Genomic DNA, 17,700 nt, shown 5'->3' on the forward strand with positions numbered 1-17,700 from the left:
TGGGGACATGACCGCCACCGCCAGTGCCCCCGACCTCGGCATGGGGTTCGCCCTTTCCGACGACCAGCGGCTCATCGTCTCGCACGTCCGCGACTACTGCCGGGCGGAGATCGCCCCGCTCGCCACCGAGTACGACCGCAGCGGCGAGTACCCCCGCGAGCAACTGCGTGGCCTCGCCGAACTGGGCCTGTTGGGGGCGACGGTGCCCGAGGCGTGGGGCGGCGCCGGGCTCGACGCCGTGACCTACGCCCTGTGCCTGGAGGAGATCGCCGCCGCCGACGCCAGCGTGGCCGTGATCGTCTCCGTGCAAAACGGCCTCCCGGAGAAGATGCTCCTGCGTTACGGCACGGACACCCAGCGCGAGAGGTACCTGCGGCCCCTCGCCACCGGGGAGCACATCGGGGCGTTTTGCCTCACCGAGAGCGGGGCGGGCAGCGACGCCGCCAGCCTGCAACTTCGGGCCACGCGCGACAGCGAGGATTGGGTCCTGAACGGTTCGAAAGCCTGGATCACCTCGGGCGGCCAGGCCGACACCTACCTCGTGATGGCTCGCACGGGCGGCCCCGGCGCTCGCGGGGTGAGCTGCTTCGTCGTCGAGAAGGGCACCCCCGGCCTGAGTTTCGGCAGGCCCGAGGAGAAGCTGGGCCTGCACGCGGCGCACACGACGACCGTGACCTTCGACGGCGTGCGCGTCCCTGGGGAGAACATGGTCGGCGAGGAGGGCCAGGGCCTCGTCATCGCCCTTTCCAGCCTCGATTCGGGGCGGGTGGGGATCGCCATGCAGGCGCTCGGGATCGCCCGCGCCGCGCTGGAGCACGCCACCCGCTACGCCGCCGAGCGCGAGCAGTTCGGCAAGAAGCTCCGCGAGTTCGAGGGCGTTTCCTTCAAGATTGCCCGGATGAGCGCCCGCATCGAGTCTGCCCGCCTGATCGCCCTCAAGGCCGCATGGCTGGGCGAGCGCAACCTGCCCCACGGCAAGGAAGCCAGCATCGCCAAGCTCCTCGCCTCGGAGGCTGCCGTGGACACCACCCGCGACGCCATCCAGATTTTCGGCGGCAACGGCTACAGCCGCGAGTACCCGGTCGAGCGCCTCTACCGCGACGCGAAGGTCACCGAGATCTACGAGGGCACCAGCGAGATTCAGCAGCTTGTGATCAGCCGGGCGGTGTTCGGGGAGATCGTGGGCTAAGAGGGCTGGCGTACGCTCAAAGTACGTCCGTTGTACACTTCGGCATGACCCGACTGAACATCAGCCAGCTTCGCCAGAACCTGCGTGAGGCGGTGGAGCAGGTGAAGGCCGGAGAGGAGATCGAGGTGGTCCAGAACGGGGTGGTGGTCGCCGCGCTGGTCCACCCCGAGCGGCTGCGTTCCCGTGTGGTGACGCCGAACACTGTCGCCGTGAACGCCCTCAGCGCACAACTGGAGGCAGCGAGAAACCGTGTCCGTCAAAATGGGTTGAGGCTGTCCGGCGAGGGCATCCGCCCCGAACGTGCCGAGGAGTTGGTTCAGGACGTCGACCGCCAGAGAAACGAGAGCGAGTGAAGTACGCGCTCGACAGTGATGTCTTGATTTACGCTGCCAGCGAGGGTCACCCTCTCGGCGAGTCAGTTCGGCGACTCCTTCAGCAAGCCGGACCGGAGACCCATGTCGGTTCCGTCCTCCTTCTCACGGAAGTGCTCGCCAAACCCTTGCGTGAGGGGAGGGACACGGAGCTTCGACTTCTCGGAGACCTGCTGGCTGCACTCAGTCTGCGCGACATCACGCGCAGCACAGCCCTCCTCGCCACCCAGCTCGCCGCCGCCTACCGCCTTCGGGCCCCGGACGCCCTGCACCTTGCCTCCGCCGTGGAGGCCGGAGCCGACGCCTTCCTCACGAACAACCGCAAGGACTTCCGGCCAGGCGAGATTCTGGAACTGGGCGTGCTGTACCCCGAAGACCTTTAGGGCCGCACCGCCAGCGCCCGCAGCCGCACGTAGTCGGCCACCCAGTCCTGACCGTTCCACAGCCGGGGCCGGGCCCGTTCCTCGGCGCGAGTCAGGACGGCTTGCCGTTCGCCGTCTCCAAGTGGAGCGAGCCAGCCTCCAGCGAAGCCCTCCAGCCACGCCCGGAACCCGTCCGCGCCGCTCAGCACCGAGGGGCGGTCGAAGCGGTGCAGGCGCTCGACCCGGAAGCCTGCCGCCTCCAGCAGAGTGGCGAGTTCGCCAGGGGTGGGAAAGACCCAAACGGAGGGCGGGGTGGGCAGGCCGAGGTCGTTGAGTGCCTGCTCGACCGAGTCCCGCACGCCCGCCACGTTTCCGGCCCCGCCCATCTCCAGCGCCAGCCGCCCGCCGGGGCGCAGGGCCGCGTGGATGTTGGCGAACACCGGGGGCAGGGGGTTCATCCAATGCAGCGCCGCGTTGCTGAACACGGCGTCGAATTCCGCGAGAAAGGCCAGGTGGTGCGCGTTCTCGACCTCAAACGTCACGCCGGGGTGCTGCGCCCGCGCTCCCGCGATCATGTCCGGCGAGGCGTCCACGCCCGTCACCACCGCGCCGCTCCCGGCGATCTGCACGGTGAGTTCCCCCGTCCCGCACCCCAGGTCGAGGATGCGCTCGCCCGGCTGCGGCGCGAGCCAGCCCGTCACGAGGTCGCGGTTCGACTCGTACACGAAGGCGTGGCGGTCGCGGTAGTGGGCGGCTTGCCAGTGGTCGGTCGGGGGCTGTTCGGAAGGGTTCATCGGTCTCCAATCTGCCGTAAGGCAAGAAAAAACCCGCCCAGGCTCGGGCGGGGCGCGTCGGGGATGGGCTTACTCCCTCTAGCGAACCCCAGAGGTAAGAAGCGAGCCCGTCAGTGGCATGGAGACAAAGTAGCAGGGTGGGGGAGGGTAGACAATGGGGAATCAGATGCCCTCGAAGAACTCGCTGTCCACGCGTTTGAGGGCATAGGTCGTGCGGATGATGACACCGACGCCGTATTGAATCATCAACTCCGCCAGCCTCGGCCCGTCAATCAGGATGATGTTGCCGAGACGTTCTGCGGTCTCCCTGGCCCCATCGCTGAAGCTGGAAGTCGTCAAGAACACCCCCTTGCTGGCCTTGTGGTAGCTGAGGCTTCCCGCGAAGGTCCGAATTTCCGGACTGTGAACGGTGTTCTGCCACTTCTTCGCCTGCAAGTACACCTTGTCCAGTCCCAGCGGGTCCTGTTTGACCAGACCGTCGATGCCGTTGTCGCCGCTTCTGCCAAGGGCCTGTCCGGCGTCGCGGGTCGTTCCGCCGTAGCCCATCGCCACGAGCAGTTGCACCACCAGCGCCTCGAACTGTTGCGGCGTGAGCTGCGTAACCTGGGCCAGCAGGTCGTCGGCGAGTGCTGCGTTGAGTTCGGCGTAAAGGGCATCGAGTTGCTCCTCGGGTGAGGTTGTTGAAGTAGCTGAGGTCGGTTGCGGCTCCGCTGGAGGGTCGGCGCTTGCCTTCCCACGTCCCACGAATTGCGCGTAGGTAGGGATGGTACTCAGTTCCCGCATGGAAACAGCATTGGGGTGCTGTTGCAAAAGGCGTCGGCCCTGCTCAGTGATCCGCACGGTGCCCCGACTTGGGCTGACGACTGCGCCCGCCTTGCTCAGGTGGAATTTTGCCCACAAGATGCGGTTGACATACTTGGCCTGTTGACCACTCGGTAAAAGTTCTTGCACCTCTTCGTTTGTCAGCGAGAAGTGCCGTGAGAGTGGTTCGTAAAGGTCCCTGATCCGGTGATCCTGACCGTCCTGAATCAAATGCAGAATGGGCCGCATGAAGGCTTGAAAATCCGGTACAGCCATATCTCAACCTATCCTAGGCAAAAGGGCCGCCCGCTCCAGATGGACGGCCCTCCTTCCAACCTCCGCTCAGTCCGTGTACGCCCCCACCGCCGCGCTGCTCACCAGCCGCGCGTACTTCGCCAGCACGCCGCGCTTGTAGCGAGGCTCAGGGGCCACCCACGCCGCCCGCCGCCGCTCCAGCTCCTCCTCGTCCACGTGCAGGGTGAGTTGCAGCGTCTCGGCGTTCAGCTCGATGGTGTCCCCCTCCTGCACGAGCGCGATGGGACCGCCCACGAACGCCTCGGGAGCGACGTGCCCCACGACCAGCCCGAAGGTGCCGCCCGAGAAGCGCCCGTCGGTGATCAGGCCCACACTGTCGCCCAGCCCCTTGCCGATGATCGCGCTCGTGGGGGAGAGCATCTCGCGCATTCCGGGGCCGCCCTTGGGCCCCTCGTAGCGGATGACGAGCACGTCCCCTGCCTTGATCCGGTCACCCATGATCGCCGCCATGCATTCTTCCTCGGAGTCGAACACGCGGGCGGGGCCGGTGATCTTGATGCTCTTGAGGCCGCTGATCTTGGCGACCGAGCCCTGCGGCGCGAGGTTCCCGCGCAGGATGGCGAGGTGCCCCTGCGTGTAGATCGGCTCCTCGAAGGGATGAATCACGTCCTGTCCCTCGTCGGGCTGACCGGGCTCGTCCGCCAGGTTCTCGGCGATGGTCTTGCCCGTTACCGTCAGGCAGTCGCCATGCAGCAGCCCGGCCCCCAGCAGCATCTTCATCACGCGCGGGATGCCGCCCACCTCGTGCAGGTCGGTGGCGACGTACTTCCCGCTGGGCTTGAGGTCGCAGAAGACGGGGGTGCGCTCGCGGATACGCTCGAAGTCCGAAAGCGAAAGGTCGATGTCGCAGGCGTGGGCAATCGCCATCAGGTGCAGCACGGCGTTCGTGGAGCCGCCCACCGCCATGACGACGGTGATGGCGTTCTCGAACGCCTCTTTCGTCAGGATGTCGCGCGGGCGGATGTCCTGCTCGATCAGCCGGATCAGGGCGCGGGCGGAGTCGGCGCTGCTCGTCGCCTTCTCCGCGTCCACCGCGCTCATCGTCGAGGAGTACGGCAGGCTCATCCCCATCGCCTCGAAGGCGCTGCTCATCGTGTTCGCCGTGTACATGCCGCCGCACGCGCCGTTGCCGGGACAGGCCTTTTTCTCAATGGCCTCGAACTCCGCCCGGTCGATCTTGCCCGCCCCGAAAGCGCCGACGGCCTCGAACACCGAGACGATGGTGAGGTCCTTGCCGTCGTGGTGCCCGGGCTTGATGGTGCCGCCGTAGACGAAGACGGCGGGAATGTTCAGCCGCGCGATCCCGATCATCGCGCCGGGCATGTTCTTGTCGCAGCCGCCCACCACGATCACGCCGTCGTGCGACTGCCCGCGCGAGACGGTCTCGATGGAGTCGGCGATCACCTCGCGGCTGACGAGAGAACACTTCATCCCTTCCGTGCCCATGCTGATGCCGTCGGAGACCGTGATCGTGCCGTACACCTGCGGCATCGCGCCGCCCTCGCGGATCGCGTCCGTGATGTGGCCCGCCAGCTCGCCCAGCCCGTTGTTGCACGGCGTGATGTTGCTCTGCGCGTGCGCCACGCCGATGATCGCCTTCTCGAAGTCGCCGTCCCCGAAGCCCACCGCGCGCAGCATCGCCCGGTTGGGGGCGCGCTCGTCGCCCTGCGTGACGTGGTGGCTGTTCCAGTTGAGCTTCCTCTTCGCTGTGGTGTCCGTCATGCCTTCAAGCTACGCCAATCCTCCAGGGGGAAAAGAACGGCGGCACAGACAGGGGCTTGGGCCCGCCTCCGACCTTCCACCTGGGAAGACCGCACGGGGTCATGAGGTGACGCTTCTTGGGCGCCCTGCCTGCTTACCCCTACCCGGCCTCCCCCCTCAAGAGGGACTTACAGAGCGGCGCAGCAGAGGAAAAGAGCGTCAGCACCCTGCGCGGCCCGCCCCTAACCGATGTTCAGACCCACGTCGAAGGTCGCCTTGTATCCCTGCTCCGGGCTGCCCGTGAGGCTGAGCAGAAGCTGGTTGCCCCCGTTGCGGTAGATGCCGTCCTCGGCGTTGAGGACGTTGCGCCTGCCCTTGCGGCTGTAGGGGGCGCGGGCGTGTACCCGGTCGGTGACCTCCTCGGGGAAGAACAGTTGCGAGGTGAACTCGCCGGTCGCCTGCCCGCCCGCGTTCAGGGGCCGCAGCTTGAAGTGGATATGGACGGCCCGGCCCGGATACCAGCCGGGGTAGACGGTCGTGAAGGTCGCCCGGCCCCGAGCGTCCGTGACCTGCGAGCCCCGCAAGAAGTCGCCGCCGCCCCCCTGCACGCCCGAATAGACGCCCAGCGCGTCACACTGCCACACGTCGATCAGGACGCCCGCGCGTGGCTGGCAGGCGCCCACCGCCACGCGCGAGGTAACGAAGGTGAGCGTGAGCGGCACGCCCGCGCTGACCTGTCCGGTGGTGGTGTCCCGGCGGATGTCCGAGCGGCGCAGTTCCTCCTCCACGAAGTACGGCCCCTCGGTCATAGCGGGGCGCACCACGCAGCCCGGCAGGCTGGCCGCGCCGCTCGCGCCCGTGCCGCCCGCCCCACCGGGGGGAGAACCGCGCCGCTGTGCCAGGGTGCCTTGGGCGAGCACGCCGCCGCCCACCGCCAGCCCCGCGCCGCCCAGCCCCAGCAGCCGCAGGGCCGTTCTCCTGCTGAGCAGGGTTCCAACCGTCTCGTCGTCGTTGTCCGGGTCGTCGTGCTGTGGATGCGCGTTCATGGCAGACCTCCTGGGAAGGGTGGATGCAGCGTACGGGTCGCCGGTTAGAGCTGGGTTGGAGGTGGGCACCCTCCTGAAAGCAGCGATAGGGCTGGCCGTGCCGACCGCCCAACCCAGAAAGCGAGGGGGGCGACCTCCACTCGGAAGCCGCCCCTTTGGCTGACTGCTGATGGCTGAAAGCTGACGGTTCCCCTTACGCCTTGACCGCCCGCCCGCTCGCCTTGCGCTTATCCTTCCACTCCTCCAGGTACACGACCATCGGGGCGACGATGTAGATGGAGGAATAGGTGCCGACCAGGATGCCGATCAGGAGCACGAGGCTGAAGTCGCGCAGCACCGGGCCGCCGAAGATCAGCAGGCTCAGGAGGGGCAGCATGGTGCTCACCGAGGTCATGATCGTGCGCGAGAGCGTCTGGTTGATCGAGGTGTTCACGATCTCGCGGTAGGGCCGACCGCGCATCTCGCGCAGGTTCTCGCGGATGCGGTCGGAGACGATGATCGAGTCGTTCAAGGAGTAGCCAATCAACGTGAGCAGCGCCGCGACGCTGGCGATGGTGAACTCCAGGCCCAGCAGGCTGAAGAGGCCCATCGCGATTGCCACGTCGTGAATCGCCGCCACGATACTGCCCAGCCCCATGATGAAGTCGAAGCGGAAGCCGACGTAGATCAGGATCAGGCCCAGGCCGAGCAGCACGGCGTAGACCGTCTTCTGGGTCAGCTCACGCCCCACGGCGGGGCCGACCGTCTCGCTGGCCTGCACCTGACCCTGCGGCAGCCGGGCGACGGCGGTGCCCACCCGCTGCACCTCGGGCGCCGTGAGTTCGGGCACCTTCACCGTGTACTGCGCGCCGCTCAGGCCCGGTGTCACGGTGCGCTGGATGGTCGCGCTCTGCGGGGTGACCTTGGCGACCCCGGCCCCCGCCACCGCCGCACGCACCTGCTCGGTGGTCGTCTGCCCGCCCGTGCGCACGGTCAGGGTGGTGCCGCTGGCGAAGTCCACCCCGTAGTTCAGCCCCCTGGTTCCCACGATGATCCCGCCGACGATGGCGAGGAGCACGCTCGCCGTGGTGACGATGGGCGCGGCCTTGATGAAGTCGATGCGGGTGTTCTTGATCCACTGCCGGGCGCCGATGTTCGGCCTCCGCTGCGCCAGCACCTGCATCCCCCACTTGGCGAACACGAGGTTGGAGAAGGTCGAGGCCAGGACGCCGATAATCAGCGTGACGGCGAAGCCCTTCACCGGACCGGTCGAGTAGTTGTACAGCGCGAGCGCCGAGAGCAGGTGCGAGGCGTTCACGTCGAGGATCGCGGCGGTCGAGTGCTCGTACCCGGCCCCGATGGCGTTCTTGATGCCCTTGCCGCGCGCGAGTTCCTCCTTGATCCGCTCGAAGGAGATCACGTTGCCGTCCACCGCCGCGCCGATGGTGAGCACCAGGCCCGCGATGCCCGGCAGGGTCAGGGTCGCGCCGAAGCCGCCCAGCATCCCCAGGATGATCACGCTGGAGAAGAGCAGGCCCAGCGCGCCGACGAGCCCGAACCAGAAGCCGTAGTACAGGAAGAGCATGGCGAACACGAGCCCGATGCCCACCACGGCGGCAATCGCGCCGCTGCGGATGGCGTCGGCGCCCAGCGTCGGGCCGATGGCCTGCTCCGCCTCCGTCCTGATCTTGATGGGCAGCGCGCCCGACTTCAGCACGAGGGCGAGCTGCCCGGCCTCCTCGGCGTCGAAGCTGCCGCTGATCTGCACGTCGCGGAAGAGGCGCTGCTGGATCGTCGCCACCGACTGAATCTGGTCGTCGAGCACGACCGCCATCAGCCGCCCGACGTTCTTCCCGGTAAAGTCCCCGAACGTCTGCGCGCCCTTGTCCGTGTTCTGAAAGGTCACCACCCAGCGCCCGGTCGTGGGGTCGGTCGCCGCCCGCGCATTGGCGATCACCTCCCCCGTGGCCTGCACCGGGCCGAGGTCGGAGAGCTTGTACCCGCCCGTCTCGGGCTTCTGCTGCGCGAGCCCGGGGTCGGGCTGCGCTCCCTGGTTCACGACGCGGAATTCGAGGCGGGCGGTGCGCTGGATGATCTCGCGCGCCCGCTGCTGCACGGCAGGGGTCGCGCCGGGGATTTCCACCACGACCCGGCGCCCGCCCGCCACGGTCACGGTCGGCTCGGCCACGCCCAGGGCGTTGATGCGGTTCTCGATGACGGTCTTCACCCGGTCGAGTTCCTCGCGGGTGGCGGGTCCGCCCTCCGGGGCGAGTTCGATCCGCAGGCCGCCCTTGAGGTCGAGGCCCAGCGTCATGAACTGGTACTTGTCGTTCCACAGCGAGAACGGGGTTTGCGGGTGTTCCCAGGGCCGCCAGATGTACGCCAGGCTGGCAAGCAGGGTGAGGAGCAGGAGCAGGCCCGTCCAGCGGTTCGGCTTGCCCGGCGTCGGGGCCACGCGCTTAGGGGGCGGGCGGCGGTTGCGGTTGCGGTTCGGGTTGTTGTAGGTCACGGAAAGACTCCGGGTTGGAAAGGGGAGAGGCGCCGGTTGCGGTCGACCACCTTTCCTCTAGCCTCCGTCCGTCTGCCGCCGTCCCAGCAGGGCGAGGCTGCGCTCCGGCAGGGGAGGAGCCCAGATCGGCAGGTGCCCGAGGGCCCGGTCGGCCCGCTCGGCAACCCGGAACGGCTCGGGGGGTGAGGCGGCGCTCAGGGCGGGCGCGGGGGTGGGCTGCGGCGCCGGGCGCAACTCGGGCAGGGCCGGGGCGACGGTGCCCGCCGTGGCCCTCGGTCCCTGATCCGGCATGGGCGGGTGGTGCCCCAGCAGTACCGCCAGCACCGAGAGCAGCGTCAGCACGCCCGGCCACGCGAGGAGCCGCGACCGCCAGGGCGGCGTCACGGTGGAGCGGGGGGGGACGGGCTCGGGGGTGGGCATCTTCGGAGGGCCGCGCGCGAGTCGTTCCCGGTAGGGCCGGGCCGTGCGACGGAGCGCCCCAGCATAGCAAGGCTCCCGGGACGGGACAGCCCATCCGTCACCCTCTTCCGCGTTAGCCCCCGTTTAACGGCCCCGCCCCACCCTGGCGCCGTGCCCGGTTCCCTCTGGCCGGGCGCCCCTCAGAAGGAGCGTGAACCCAGTGAAGTCCAACTCCAAGAGCCAGACGGCCCTGCTCGCCCTCGCCGCCGCCCTGCCCCTCACGGCGGGCCTGGTGTTCGCGGCGGGAACGTCCACAAACCCCCAGCGAGTGCAACCGGCCCAGCCGGAACAGCAGGGTCAGGGCACCCAGAGCGGCGGGCAGACGCCCTCGCGGCAGCGTCAGTCCAGCGGCACGAACTACGCCGATCTGTTCCTGCAACGCCTCGCCGCAGGGCTCGGCATCACCGTCGAGCGCCTGCGGGCCGCCGCCGTCGCCGCCGGGAACGCCACCATCGACCAGGCGGTGCGCAACGGGGACATCCCTGAAGGCCGTGCCGCCGACCTCAAGGCCCGGTTGCAAGACGCGCCTTTGAACTTCGGCCGTTTCGGTGGGCGGGGCCACATGGGTCGCGGTGGACCCGACGGCCGGATGGATGACCGTGGCCCCCGCGCCGGATTCGGTCGGGCCATCGCCGCCGCCGTCGCCCGCACCCTCGGGCTGAGCGAGCAGGCGCTCGTGGGGCAGCTTCAGAGCGGACAGACCGTTCGCCAGATCGCCCAGGCCAGGGGCGTCAGCACCCAGACCGTCCACAACGCCGCCGTCGCCGCCCTGAGAACCAGCCTCGCCGCCGAGGAGCAGGCCGGTCGTCTCTCCCAGGCCCAGGCCCAGCAACTCCTCGCCCGCGCCCAGGCGGACGAGAACTTCGGCCTGAACTTCGGACATGCCGGTCACGGCTACCCCGGACGGGACGGCCAGGGCACCCCGCGCGCCCCCACCCAGCCGAACAACCCAGGCAACACCACCCCCGGCACCCAAGGCTCCTGAGCCTCCCATACAAAGAGAAGAGGGGCGGCCCCGTGTGGGAGACCGCCCCTCTCCTTTTGCTGACTGCTGAGAGCTGACCGCTCCCTTACGCCTGCGTGACCTCCACCATCTCGGAAGCCTCGATGATGTCCCCCTCCTGCACGTCGTTCCAGTCGAGGTTGATCCCGCACTCGTAGCCGGTCTGCACCTCGCGCACGTCGTCCTTGAAGCGCTTGAGGCCCACGATGGTTCCCTGGTACACGACCTGACGCCCGCGCGTGACCTTGGCCTTGGCATTTCGCCGCAGCATGCCGTCGGTCACGTACGACCCCGCGATGTTGCCGCTCTTGGGGTGCTTGATGATCATGCGGACCTCGGCGCGGCCCAGGTAACGCTCCTCGAAGACGGGCTCGACGTTGCCCTTGATCAGGCGGTCCACCTCGTCGATGAGTTCGTAGATGATGCGGAAGCTCTTGAGTTCGATGCCCTTCTGCTCGGCGATCTTCTTCACGCCGCCCGCCGCCGTCACGCTGAAGCACAGGATCGTCGCCTCGGCGGTGGAGGCCAGGAGCACGTCACCCTCGGTGGGCGAGCCGATCCCGGCGAGGAGGACGTTGATCTTCACGTCGTCCGTCTCCTTCTTGGCGAGGATGCCCTGAATGGCCTCCAGGCTGCCCTGGGTGTCCGCGCGCAGGATGACGTTCACCGTGCGGGTCTCCCCGAGCGGCCCCATCATCTCCTCCAGGCTCAGGCGGCGGCGGCCCCGGGCCTCCTCGGCGTCGCGGCGGTCACCCACGCGCCCGGCCACGACCTCGCGCGCCTGGTGCTCGTTCTTCGCGCTGCGGACCGTCTCGCCGCTCGACGGGTTCTCGGAGAAGCCCAGCACCTGCACGGGCGTGCTCGGCCCGGCGTCCTTGATGCGCCCGCCGTTCGTGTCCGTCAGCGCCTTGATCTTGCCGTAGCCCTCGCCCACCACCAGGAAGTCGCCGACGTGCAGCGTGCCCTCCTGCACCATCACGGTGGCGAGGACGCCCGCCTGGCGGTCCACCCGGCTCTCGATCACCACGCCCCGGAACTCGCCCCCCGGGTCGGCGCGCAGGTCTTCGAGCTCGGCGGTCAGCGAGATGTACTCCAGCAGGTCCTCGACGCCCTCGCCCGTCCGCGCGCTCACGGGCACGACGATCAGGTCGCCGCCGTACTCCTCGGGCACGAGGTTGAGCGAGGTGAGGTCGGTCTTCACCCGCTCGGGATCAGCCTGGGGGAGGTCGATCTTGTTGATCGCCACGATCATGGGAACCTTGGCGGCCTGCGCGTGCGCGATGGCCTCGCGCGTCTGCGGCATCAAGGAGTCGTCGGCGGCGATCACGATGATGGCGATGTCGGCGACGTTCGCCCCGCGAGCACGGATGGTGGTGAAGGCCTCGTGGCCCGGCGTGTCGATAAAGACGACCCTGCCCTTGCTCGTCCTCGCCTCGAAGGCGCCGACGTGCTGGGTGATGCCGCCCGCCTCCTTGGCCGCCACCTTCGTCTTGCGGATGTAGTCGAGCAGCGAGGTCTTGCCGTGGTCCACGTGCCCCATGATCGTAACGACCGGGGCGCGGTGGGGGAGTTCACGGGCGGGGGAAGCGGTGGGGGCGGGTTCAGGCATACGTTCCACCGTTGCAGTCGGAGCGGACTGGGAGGCGGCCTGGGCCTGCGTCTCGGCCTGAGCCTGAGGAGCGCTGGCCTGAACGGGTTCCGCCGCAGGAGTGCTCGTCGGTGCCTGGGCCGGGCCGCCCGCCGCTTCCTCCTCCAGAATCTGCTTGATGAGATCGACCGTGTCGTCCTCGATGGTGCTGCTCACGCTCTTGTAGGAGACGCCCAGCCCGTCGAGGATTTCCAGCATTTTGCCGTTGTCCACGCCCAGGTCGCGGGCGAGGTTGTAGATGCGAACTTTAGACATGCTCACCTCCGGTGAGGCCCCCGCCTGCCGCCCGTTCGTCCACAGGGAAGAGGGCGGTGGGGGCAGAAGATCAGATTGTCATAGGCTGATCCGTTGCTGTGTGAGTCGGGTTTGGGTGGCTGGAGTTCGGGGGGGTGGAGCCCGGTCGCCGCGCCCGCAACGCCGCGCTGACCGCCGGGGCATCCCCCCGGAAGGCCCGGCGCAGGCGTTTTTCCGCCCAGCACTCAGGGGAGTCGGCGCAGACGTAGGCGCCCCGGCCCGTTCGTTTCCCGTCCAGCACCCGCCACCCCTCCGCCGTCCGCGTGACCCGCACGAACTCGCCCTGGGGGCGTTTGCGGCGGCAGGCCACGCAGGACCGCTCGGGAATGTGCCGCTCATGGGGACGGGGCTTGACGGACACGGGTCTTACTCCTGGTCGTCCGGGCTGGCCGTGGCGACCGACTTGCTGTCCTTGAAGAGGGCGTCGAAGGCCGACTTGGTGCTCCCGGCACCGCTCGCCGCCGCCCGCTCGTCCTGCATCGCCTGCTGCATCGCCAGGTCGAGGTCACTGACCGCCGCCGTCTCGCGCAGGTCGATCTTGAAGCCCGTCAGCTTGGCCGCCAGCCGCACGTTCTGCCCGCCCTTGCCGATGGCGAGGGAAAGCTGGTCGGGCGTGACGGTGACCGTCGCCTCGCGCACATCGGGGTGGACCTCGATCAGGCCCACTTTGGCGGGCGAGAGCGCGTTGCGGATGAAGTCGCGGGTGTTGGCGTCCCACAGGATCACGTCCACGCGCTCGCGGCCCAGCTCGCCCGTCACCGCCTGGATGCGGTTGCCGCGGTGCCCGATGCACGCGCCGATAGGGTCCACGTTGGGGTTGTGGGAGAACACGCCCACCTTCGACCGCTGCCCCGCCTCGCGGGCGATGGCCTTGACCTCAACGATCCCGTTGGCGACCTCGGGGATTTCCTGGCGGAGGAGGTAGTCGAGCAATCTCTCGTCCGCCCGGCTCGCCAGGATGGTCGGGCCCTTGGGCGTCTTGCGAACTTCCTTGAGGTAGATCTTGACCCGGTTGCCGGGCACCAGCTTCTCGCCGGGAATCTGCTCGCGGGGCGGCAGGATCGCCTCGCCCGCGCCCAGTTCCACGAACCAGTTTCCCTTGTTGTCGCTTCTGACCACCTGCGCGGTCAAGACCTGGCCCTCGCGGTCCTTGTACTCGTTGAAGACCACGTTGCGCTCGGTCTCGCGCATCTTCTGGGTCAGGGTCTGCTTGGCGGCCTGAAGGGCGATCCGCGAGAACTTCTCGCGGTCCACCGGGAACTCCATCTCCATGCCGATCTCGACGCCGGGGTCGAGTTCGAGAGCGTCGGCGAGGGAAATCTGGAGGTTCTCGTCCTCCACCTTCTCGACGACCTCGCGCACGATCAGCACCTCCAGCTCGCCGCTCACTGGGTCGAGGTGAACTTCCACCCGGCGGTCGGGCTCGACGTTGCGCGTGTAGGCCTGCGCCAGCGACTGCTCGAAGGCCTCGATCAGCTGCATCTCGTTGATGTTGCGGGCCTGCGCGACCTCACGCAGAGCGTCCGCGAAATTGAATTCACCTTGGGTCATCTCACTCTTCCTTTGTTAGCGGTGGCGGTCCGGAAACTCCGCCAAGTTGCCCTGGAAGGTCCCCACCGTCAGCGTCACGTCCTCGCCCTCACAGTCGAAGGTCACCTGCTCGCCCTGCACGGCCTTGATGGGGGCGGTGAAGGCGTGCCCCTCGCCGCGCACCCGGGCCTTGAGGCCGACCATCCGCTCGAAGTGCCGCGCCCGGGTCAGGGGCCGCTTGGCGCCCGGCGACTCCAGTTCCAGCCGGTACTCGCCAGAGATGGGGTCAAGGCGGTCGAACTCGGCCCCGACCGCCCGGCTCGCGGCCTCCAGGTCCTCCACCGTGACGGGCTGCTCGTCGAGGCGGTCCATGCGGATGACCACGATGGGTCGCCGCCCGGGATTCTGCACCTGCACGTCGAGCACCTCGAAGCCCAGGGGCCGCAGGACCCCGTCGGCAAGCCCGTGCAGGTTGCTTGAGTTGTTGGCTGCGTTGTTATTCATATTGTCGGCCACCTCGGCGGCGGCCCTCCACCACCCCCTCCACGAAAAAGGGTGGGCCACCACTCGCCCACCCCTCGTTCGAGGAATTGCCCGGTAAGTATACCCGAAATGTGGGCTGGGGCGGGGAAACGGGTCACAAAGGGGGGAGTGATCGGTGGAGAGTGGAGCCCCTCGTCAAAGCTCTTGCTTCAGCCTCCTTTCCCACTGACCACTCACCACGAACCACTCACCGGTGCGCGTCGATCACGATCACCCCGTCCTGGAGCCTCGCCTGCTCCGCCCCCTCGTGGCCGTCGAGCCGCCGCATGTTGCTCAGGCTGCTGCCCTCGGGGGCGCGGGCCACGGCGTCGCCGATGCGGATTTGCGCGCTGGCGATGGGGCGGGCCCACACGATGGCGTCGGCGTTCCCGCCGTACCCCGCGTGGACGACCCCGCGCAGGGCGCCCATGACGATCACGTCGCCGCCCGCCACGATCTCGGCGCCGGGGTTCACGTCCCCGAGGACCACCACGCTGCCCCGGTACTCGCCCCGGAAGCCCGCCCGGACGCCGTGCGGCAGGATCACCGTGCGGGCGCTGCCGTCGTCGCCCGGGGCGCTGGGGACCGTCACGCGGGGGGCGCGGACCCGGCCCAGGGTGCCGCCCGCCGCCCGGATGGCGCCCAGGGCCGTCTCCAGCGCGGCGGGATCGGTGTCCCCCTGAATCTCGATGGTCACGTTGGAGCCCAGCAGCTCCGCGCGGGAGGCGAGGGCGTGCGAGACGCCGGAGGCCGTGTCGCCCGGTTCGAGGAGGAGATTGAGACCGCCGAGCGTGCCGCGAAGCTTCATGATCTTCACTCTAGCGGGTGGGCCGTCGCCCCTGGAGGCTCCCGGCAAGCTCTCACATTCGGGGATGCAGGGGGCGGCAGGCATGGTGTAGACTGACCCTCATGTCGATTCAGGAGGGCACCCTTGGTGCAGCTTGACCCCGGCGCGGTCGTCGAGGGCCGTGTCACGCGCGTCACCGACTTCGGTGCGTTTGTCCAGTTCGAGAACGGCGAGACCGGCCTCGTCCACATCTCGCAGATCGCGCACTCCTTCGTGCGGAACATCCACGACCACGTCCGCGAAGGCGAGAACGTGGAGGTCAAGGTGCTGGGCCGCGACGAGCGGGGCCGCCTCGACCTCTCCATCAAGGAGCTGCTGGAAGAACCCGAGGAGATCCCGCGCCCCCGCGCCATCGGCCGCCAGAGCCCCCAATTCGAGGCCAAGCTGCGCTCCTTCATGCGCGACGCCAAGGAACGTGGCGGCGGTGGTGGTGGCGGCGGCAAGAAGGGCCCCGCGACCTCCAAGCGCAAGAAGTAGACCACACGAGCAGGGCCACAATTCAAAGCAGGAAAAGCAGGAAAGGACACTCCCGGCCGGTGGGTGTCCTTTCGTTTCGGGTGCTGGGCGCCTGTGGCGAGGAGGCGCAGGGGGTTCACGACAGGGCGCCAGCTTGCGGCGTGTCGTAGGAGGCGGTCTACTGAGAGCCCCCATGCACACCCCTGACACAGACGTCATCGTCGTCGGCGCCGGAATCGCCGGACTCGTCGCCGCCGCCGAGATCGCCGACGCCGGGCGTCGCGTCCTCCTCCTCGAACAGGAGGGCGAGCAAAGCTTAGGCGGGCAGGCTTACTGGTCCTTCGGCGGCCTCTTCCTGATCGACTCGCCCGAGCAGCGCAGGCTGGGTATCCGCGATTCCCGCGAACTCGCCGGGCGCGACTGGTCGGCGACGGCGGGCTTCGACCGCCCGGAGGACCACTGGCCGCGTCGCTGGGCGCAGGCCTACCTCGACTTCGCGGCGGGGGAGAAGCGGTCGTGGCTGGCCGGGCAGGGGGTACGGTTCTTCCCCGCCGTCGGCTGGGCCGAGCGCGGCGGGCAGGGGGCGGACGCGCCGGGCAACAGCGTCCCGCGCTTCCACATCACCTGGGGCACCGGGCCGGGCGTGGTCGAGCCCTTCGAGCGGCGGGTGCGCGAACACGTCCGGGCGGGGCGGATCAGCCTCCGCTTCCGCCACCGGGTGCGCGGCCTGAACATTACGGACGGCGTCGTCCACGGTGTCTACGGCGACGTGCTCGAATCCTCGGACGTGGCGCGCGGTGAGGCGAGTTCGCGGGTGGTGGTGGACGACTTCAGCCTGAACGCGGGGGCGGTCGTCGTCACCTCGGGCGGCATTGGCGGCAACTTCGACCTCGTGCGGGGAAACTGGCCGGTGGACCGGATGGGTCCTCCCCCGAAGTTCATGGTGGCCGGGGTGCCCCAGCACGTGGACGGCGAGTTGCAGGCGACCCTGGCGAGAGGGGGCGCCAGCCTCATCCACCCCGACCGCATGTGGCACTACACCGAGGGGTTGCGGAACTGGAACCCGGTCTGGCCGGGGCACGGCATCCGCATCCTGCCCGGCCCCAGCAGCCTGTGGCTCGACCCGACCGGCAAGCGCCTGCCCTTCCCGCACTACCCCGGCTTCGACAGCCTCGCCACGCTGACGCACATCACCCGCAGCGGCTATCCGCACACCTGGTTCCTCCTCAACCGCCGCATCATCAAAAAGGAGTTCGGCCTCTCCGGCAGCGAGCAGAATCCCGACCTGACCGGCAGGGACGTGCGCCTCGTCCTGCGCCGCGTGACGGGGAAGGTGCCCGCTCCCGTGCAGGCCTTTATGGACCACGGGGAGGACTTCGTGATCCGGGACAACCTGCGCGACCTCGTGGCCGGGATGAACGCGCTCGTGGGCACCGGGGACGTGGACTACGCGACCGTGGAGCGCGAGGTGCAAGGCCGCGACGCCCAGCTTGCGAACGAGGTGGGCAAGGACACCCAGCTCGCCCTCGTGCGCGGGGCGCGGGGGTTGAGAAGCGAGCGCCTGATGCGGGTCTCGCCGCCCGCCCCGATCCTCGACCCGGCGGGCGGGCCCCTGATCGCGGTGCGGCTGAATATTCTCACTCGTAAGACCCTCGGCGGGCTGGAGACGGACTTGCAGGGGCGGGTGCTGAGGCCGGGCGGCGACGTCATCCCCGGCCTCTACGCGGCGGGCGAGGTCGCGGGCTTCGGCGGCGGCGGGATGCACGGCTACCGCTCGCTGGAGGGCACCTTCCTGGGCGGCTGCCTCTTCAGCGGGCGGGTGGCGGGGCGGGCGAGCGCGGCGGCGGTGTGAAGCGAGGGCCGTTTCCGCCCAT

General features: G+C 68.9%; 17 protein-coding genes. 6 read left to right on the forward strand and 11 right to left on the reverse strand.

Translation table 11 applies throughout. The features are described from left to right. The first annotated feature begins 7 nt into the window (after positions 1 to 7). From DAETH_RS07165 to DAETH_RS07175, 3 genes are read left to right on the forward strand one after another with little or no spacing between them, the layout of a single operon-like run. Entirely contained in the window at positions 8 to 1,189 is a 1,182-nt protein-coding gene (locus DAETH_RS07165; protein WP_319993741.1) for an acyl-CoA dehydrogenase, read from the forward strand. Positions 1,190 to 1,233: 44 nt separating this feature from the next. Beyond that, the gene (locus DAETH_RS07170; protein WP_264777224.1) at positions 1,234 to 1,542 is read left to right on the forward strand and encodes a type II toxin-antitoxin system prevent-host-death family antitoxin; all 309 of its coding nucleotides are present in this window, start codon (positions 1,234 to 1,236) and stop codon (positions 1,540 to 1,542) included. Next, a complete protein-coding gene (locus DAETH_RS07175; protein WP_264777225.1) occupies positions 1,539 to 1,943 on the forward strand; it encodes a type II toxin-antitoxin system VapC family toxin in 405 nt (134 codons plus the stop codon). Before DAETH_RS07170 ends, DAETH_RS07175 begins: the two co-directional genes overlap by 4 nt. Here the strand turns inward: DAETH_RS07175 and DAETH_RS07180 are convergent. The 6 genes from DAETH_RS07180 to DAETH_RS07205 all read right to left on the reverse strand — a co-directional run bounded on the left by DAETH_RS07180 (position 1,940) and on the right by DAETH_RS07205 (position 9,487). Beyond that, positions 1,940 to 2,716, reverse strand: coding sequence for a methyltransferase domain-containing protein (locus tag DAETH_RS07180; RefSeq protein ID WP_264777226.1), 777 nt, complete (start codon positions 2,714 to 2,716; stop codon positions 1,940 to 1,942). The two genes, DAETH_RS07175 and DAETH_RS07180, sit on opposite strands and share 4 nt — an antisense overlap. A gap of 162 nt (positions 2,717 to 2,878) precedes the next feature. Further along, positions 2,879 to 3,793: a restriction endonuclease gene (locus DAETH_RS07185; protein WP_264777227.1), complete on the reverse strand. Its 915-nt coding sequence runs from the start codon at positions 3,791 to 3,793 to the stop codon at positions 2,879 to 2,881. A gap of 66 nt (positions 3,794 to 3,859) precedes the next feature. After that, on the reverse strand, positions 3,860 to 5,554 hold the full coding sequence (gene ilvD, locus DAETH_RS07190) for a dihydroxy-acid dehydratase (protein WP_264777228.1): 1,695 nt from the start codon (positions 5,552 to 5,554) through the stop codon (positions 3,860 to 3,862). 221 nt (positions 5,555 to 5,775) lie between these two features. Beyond that, positions 5,776 to 6,579, reverse strand: a complete 804-nt coding sequence (locus DAETH_RS07195; RefSeq protein ID WP_264777229.1) for an intradiol ring-cleavage dioxygenase — start codon at positions 6,577 to 6,579, stop codon at positions 5,776 to 5,778. Positions 6,580 to 6,772: 193 nt separating this feature from the next. Further along, positions 6,773 to 9,067 (reverse strand): protein translocase subunit SecD, encoded by a 2,295-nt coding sequence (gene secD, locus DAETH_RS07200; RefSeq protein ID WP_264777230.1) that lies wholly within the window; start codon positions 9,065 to 9,067, stop codon positions 6,773 to 6,775. 57 nt (positions 9,068 to 9,124) lie between these two features. After that, positions 9,125 to 9,487, reverse strand: coding sequence for a hypothetical protein (locus tag DAETH_RS07205; RefSeq protein WP_264777231.1), 363 nt, complete (start codon positions 9,485 to 9,487; stop codon positions 9,125 to 9,127). Between the two features lie 190 nt (positions 9,488 to 9,677). Here DAETH_RS07205 and DAETH_RS07210 point away from each other — a divergent pair, with 190 nt between their 5' ends. Beyond that, positions 9,678 to 10,511 (forward strand): hypothetical protein, encoded by an 834-nt coding sequence (locus DAETH_RS07210; RefSeq protein WP_264777232.1) that lies wholly within the window; start codon positions 9,678 to 9,680, stop codon positions 10,509 to 10,511. Between the two features lie 85 nt (positions 10,512 to 10,596). On the opposite strand, the gene infB is transcribed toward DAETH_RS07210, so the two are convergent. The 5 genes from infB to DAETH_RS07235 all read right to left on the reverse strand — a co-directional run bounded on the left by infB (position 10,597) and on the right by DAETH_RS07235 (position 15,331). Next, the gene (infB, locus tag DAETH_RS07215; protein ID WP_264777233.1) at positions 10,597 to 12,432 is read right to left on the reverse strand and encodes a translation initiation factor IF-2; all 1,836 of its coding nucleotides are present in this window, start codon (positions 12,430 to 12,432) and stop codon (positions 10,597 to 10,599) included. Between the two features lie 70 nt (positions 12,433 to 12,502). Next, entirely contained in the window at positions 12,503 to 12,832 is a 330-nt protein-coding gene (locus DAETH_RS07220; RefSeq protein WP_264777234.1) for a YlxR family protein, read from the reverse strand. 5 nt (positions 12,833 to 12,837) lie between these two features. Further along, positions 12,838 to 14,022 (reverse strand): transcription termination factor NusA, encoded by a 1,185-nt coding sequence (gene nusA, locus DAETH_RS07225; protein ID WP_264777235.1) that lies wholly within the window; start codon positions 14,020 to 14,022, stop codon positions 12,838 to 12,840. Between the two features lie 15 nt (positions 14,023 to 14,037). Further along, a complete protein-coding gene (gene rimP / locus DAETH_RS07230; protein WP_264777236.1) occupies positions 14,038 to 14,505 on the reverse strand; it encodes a ribosome maturation factor RimP in 468 nt (155 codons plus the stop codon). Between the two features lie 226 nt (positions 14,506 to 14,731). Further along, positions 14,732 to 15,331: a septum site-determining protein MinC gene (locus DAETH_RS07235; RefSeq protein WP_264777237.1), complete on the reverse strand. Its 600-nt coding sequence runs from the start codon at positions 15,329 to 15,331 to the stop codon at positions 14,732 to 14,734. 123 nt (positions 15,332 to 15,454) lie between these two features. Here DAETH_RS07235 and DAETH_RS07240 point away from each other — a divergent pair, with 123 nt between their 5' ends. Both DAETH_RS07240 and DAETH_RS07245 read left to right on the forward strand, forming a co-directional pair. Beyond that, positions 15,455 to 15,847, forward strand: a complete 393-nt coding sequence (locus DAETH_RS07240; protein ID WP_264777238.1) for a S1 RNA-binding domain-containing protein — start codon at positions 15,455 to 15,457, stop codon at positions 15,845 to 15,847. A gap of 172 nt (positions 15,848 to 16,019) precedes the next feature. Further along, positions 16,020 to 17,678, forward strand: a complete 1,659-nt coding sequence (locus DAETH_RS07245) for an FAD-binding dehydrogenase (protein ID WP_264777239.1) — start codon at positions 16,020 to 16,022, stop codon at positions 17,676 to 17,678. Positions 17,679 to 17,700 lie beyond the last annotated feature (22 nt).

The sequence above is a fragment of the Deinococcus aetherius genome, assembly GCF_025997855.1.
GTDB lineage: Bacteria > Deinococcota > Deinococci > Deinococcales > Deinococcaceae > Deinococcus > Deinococcus aetherius.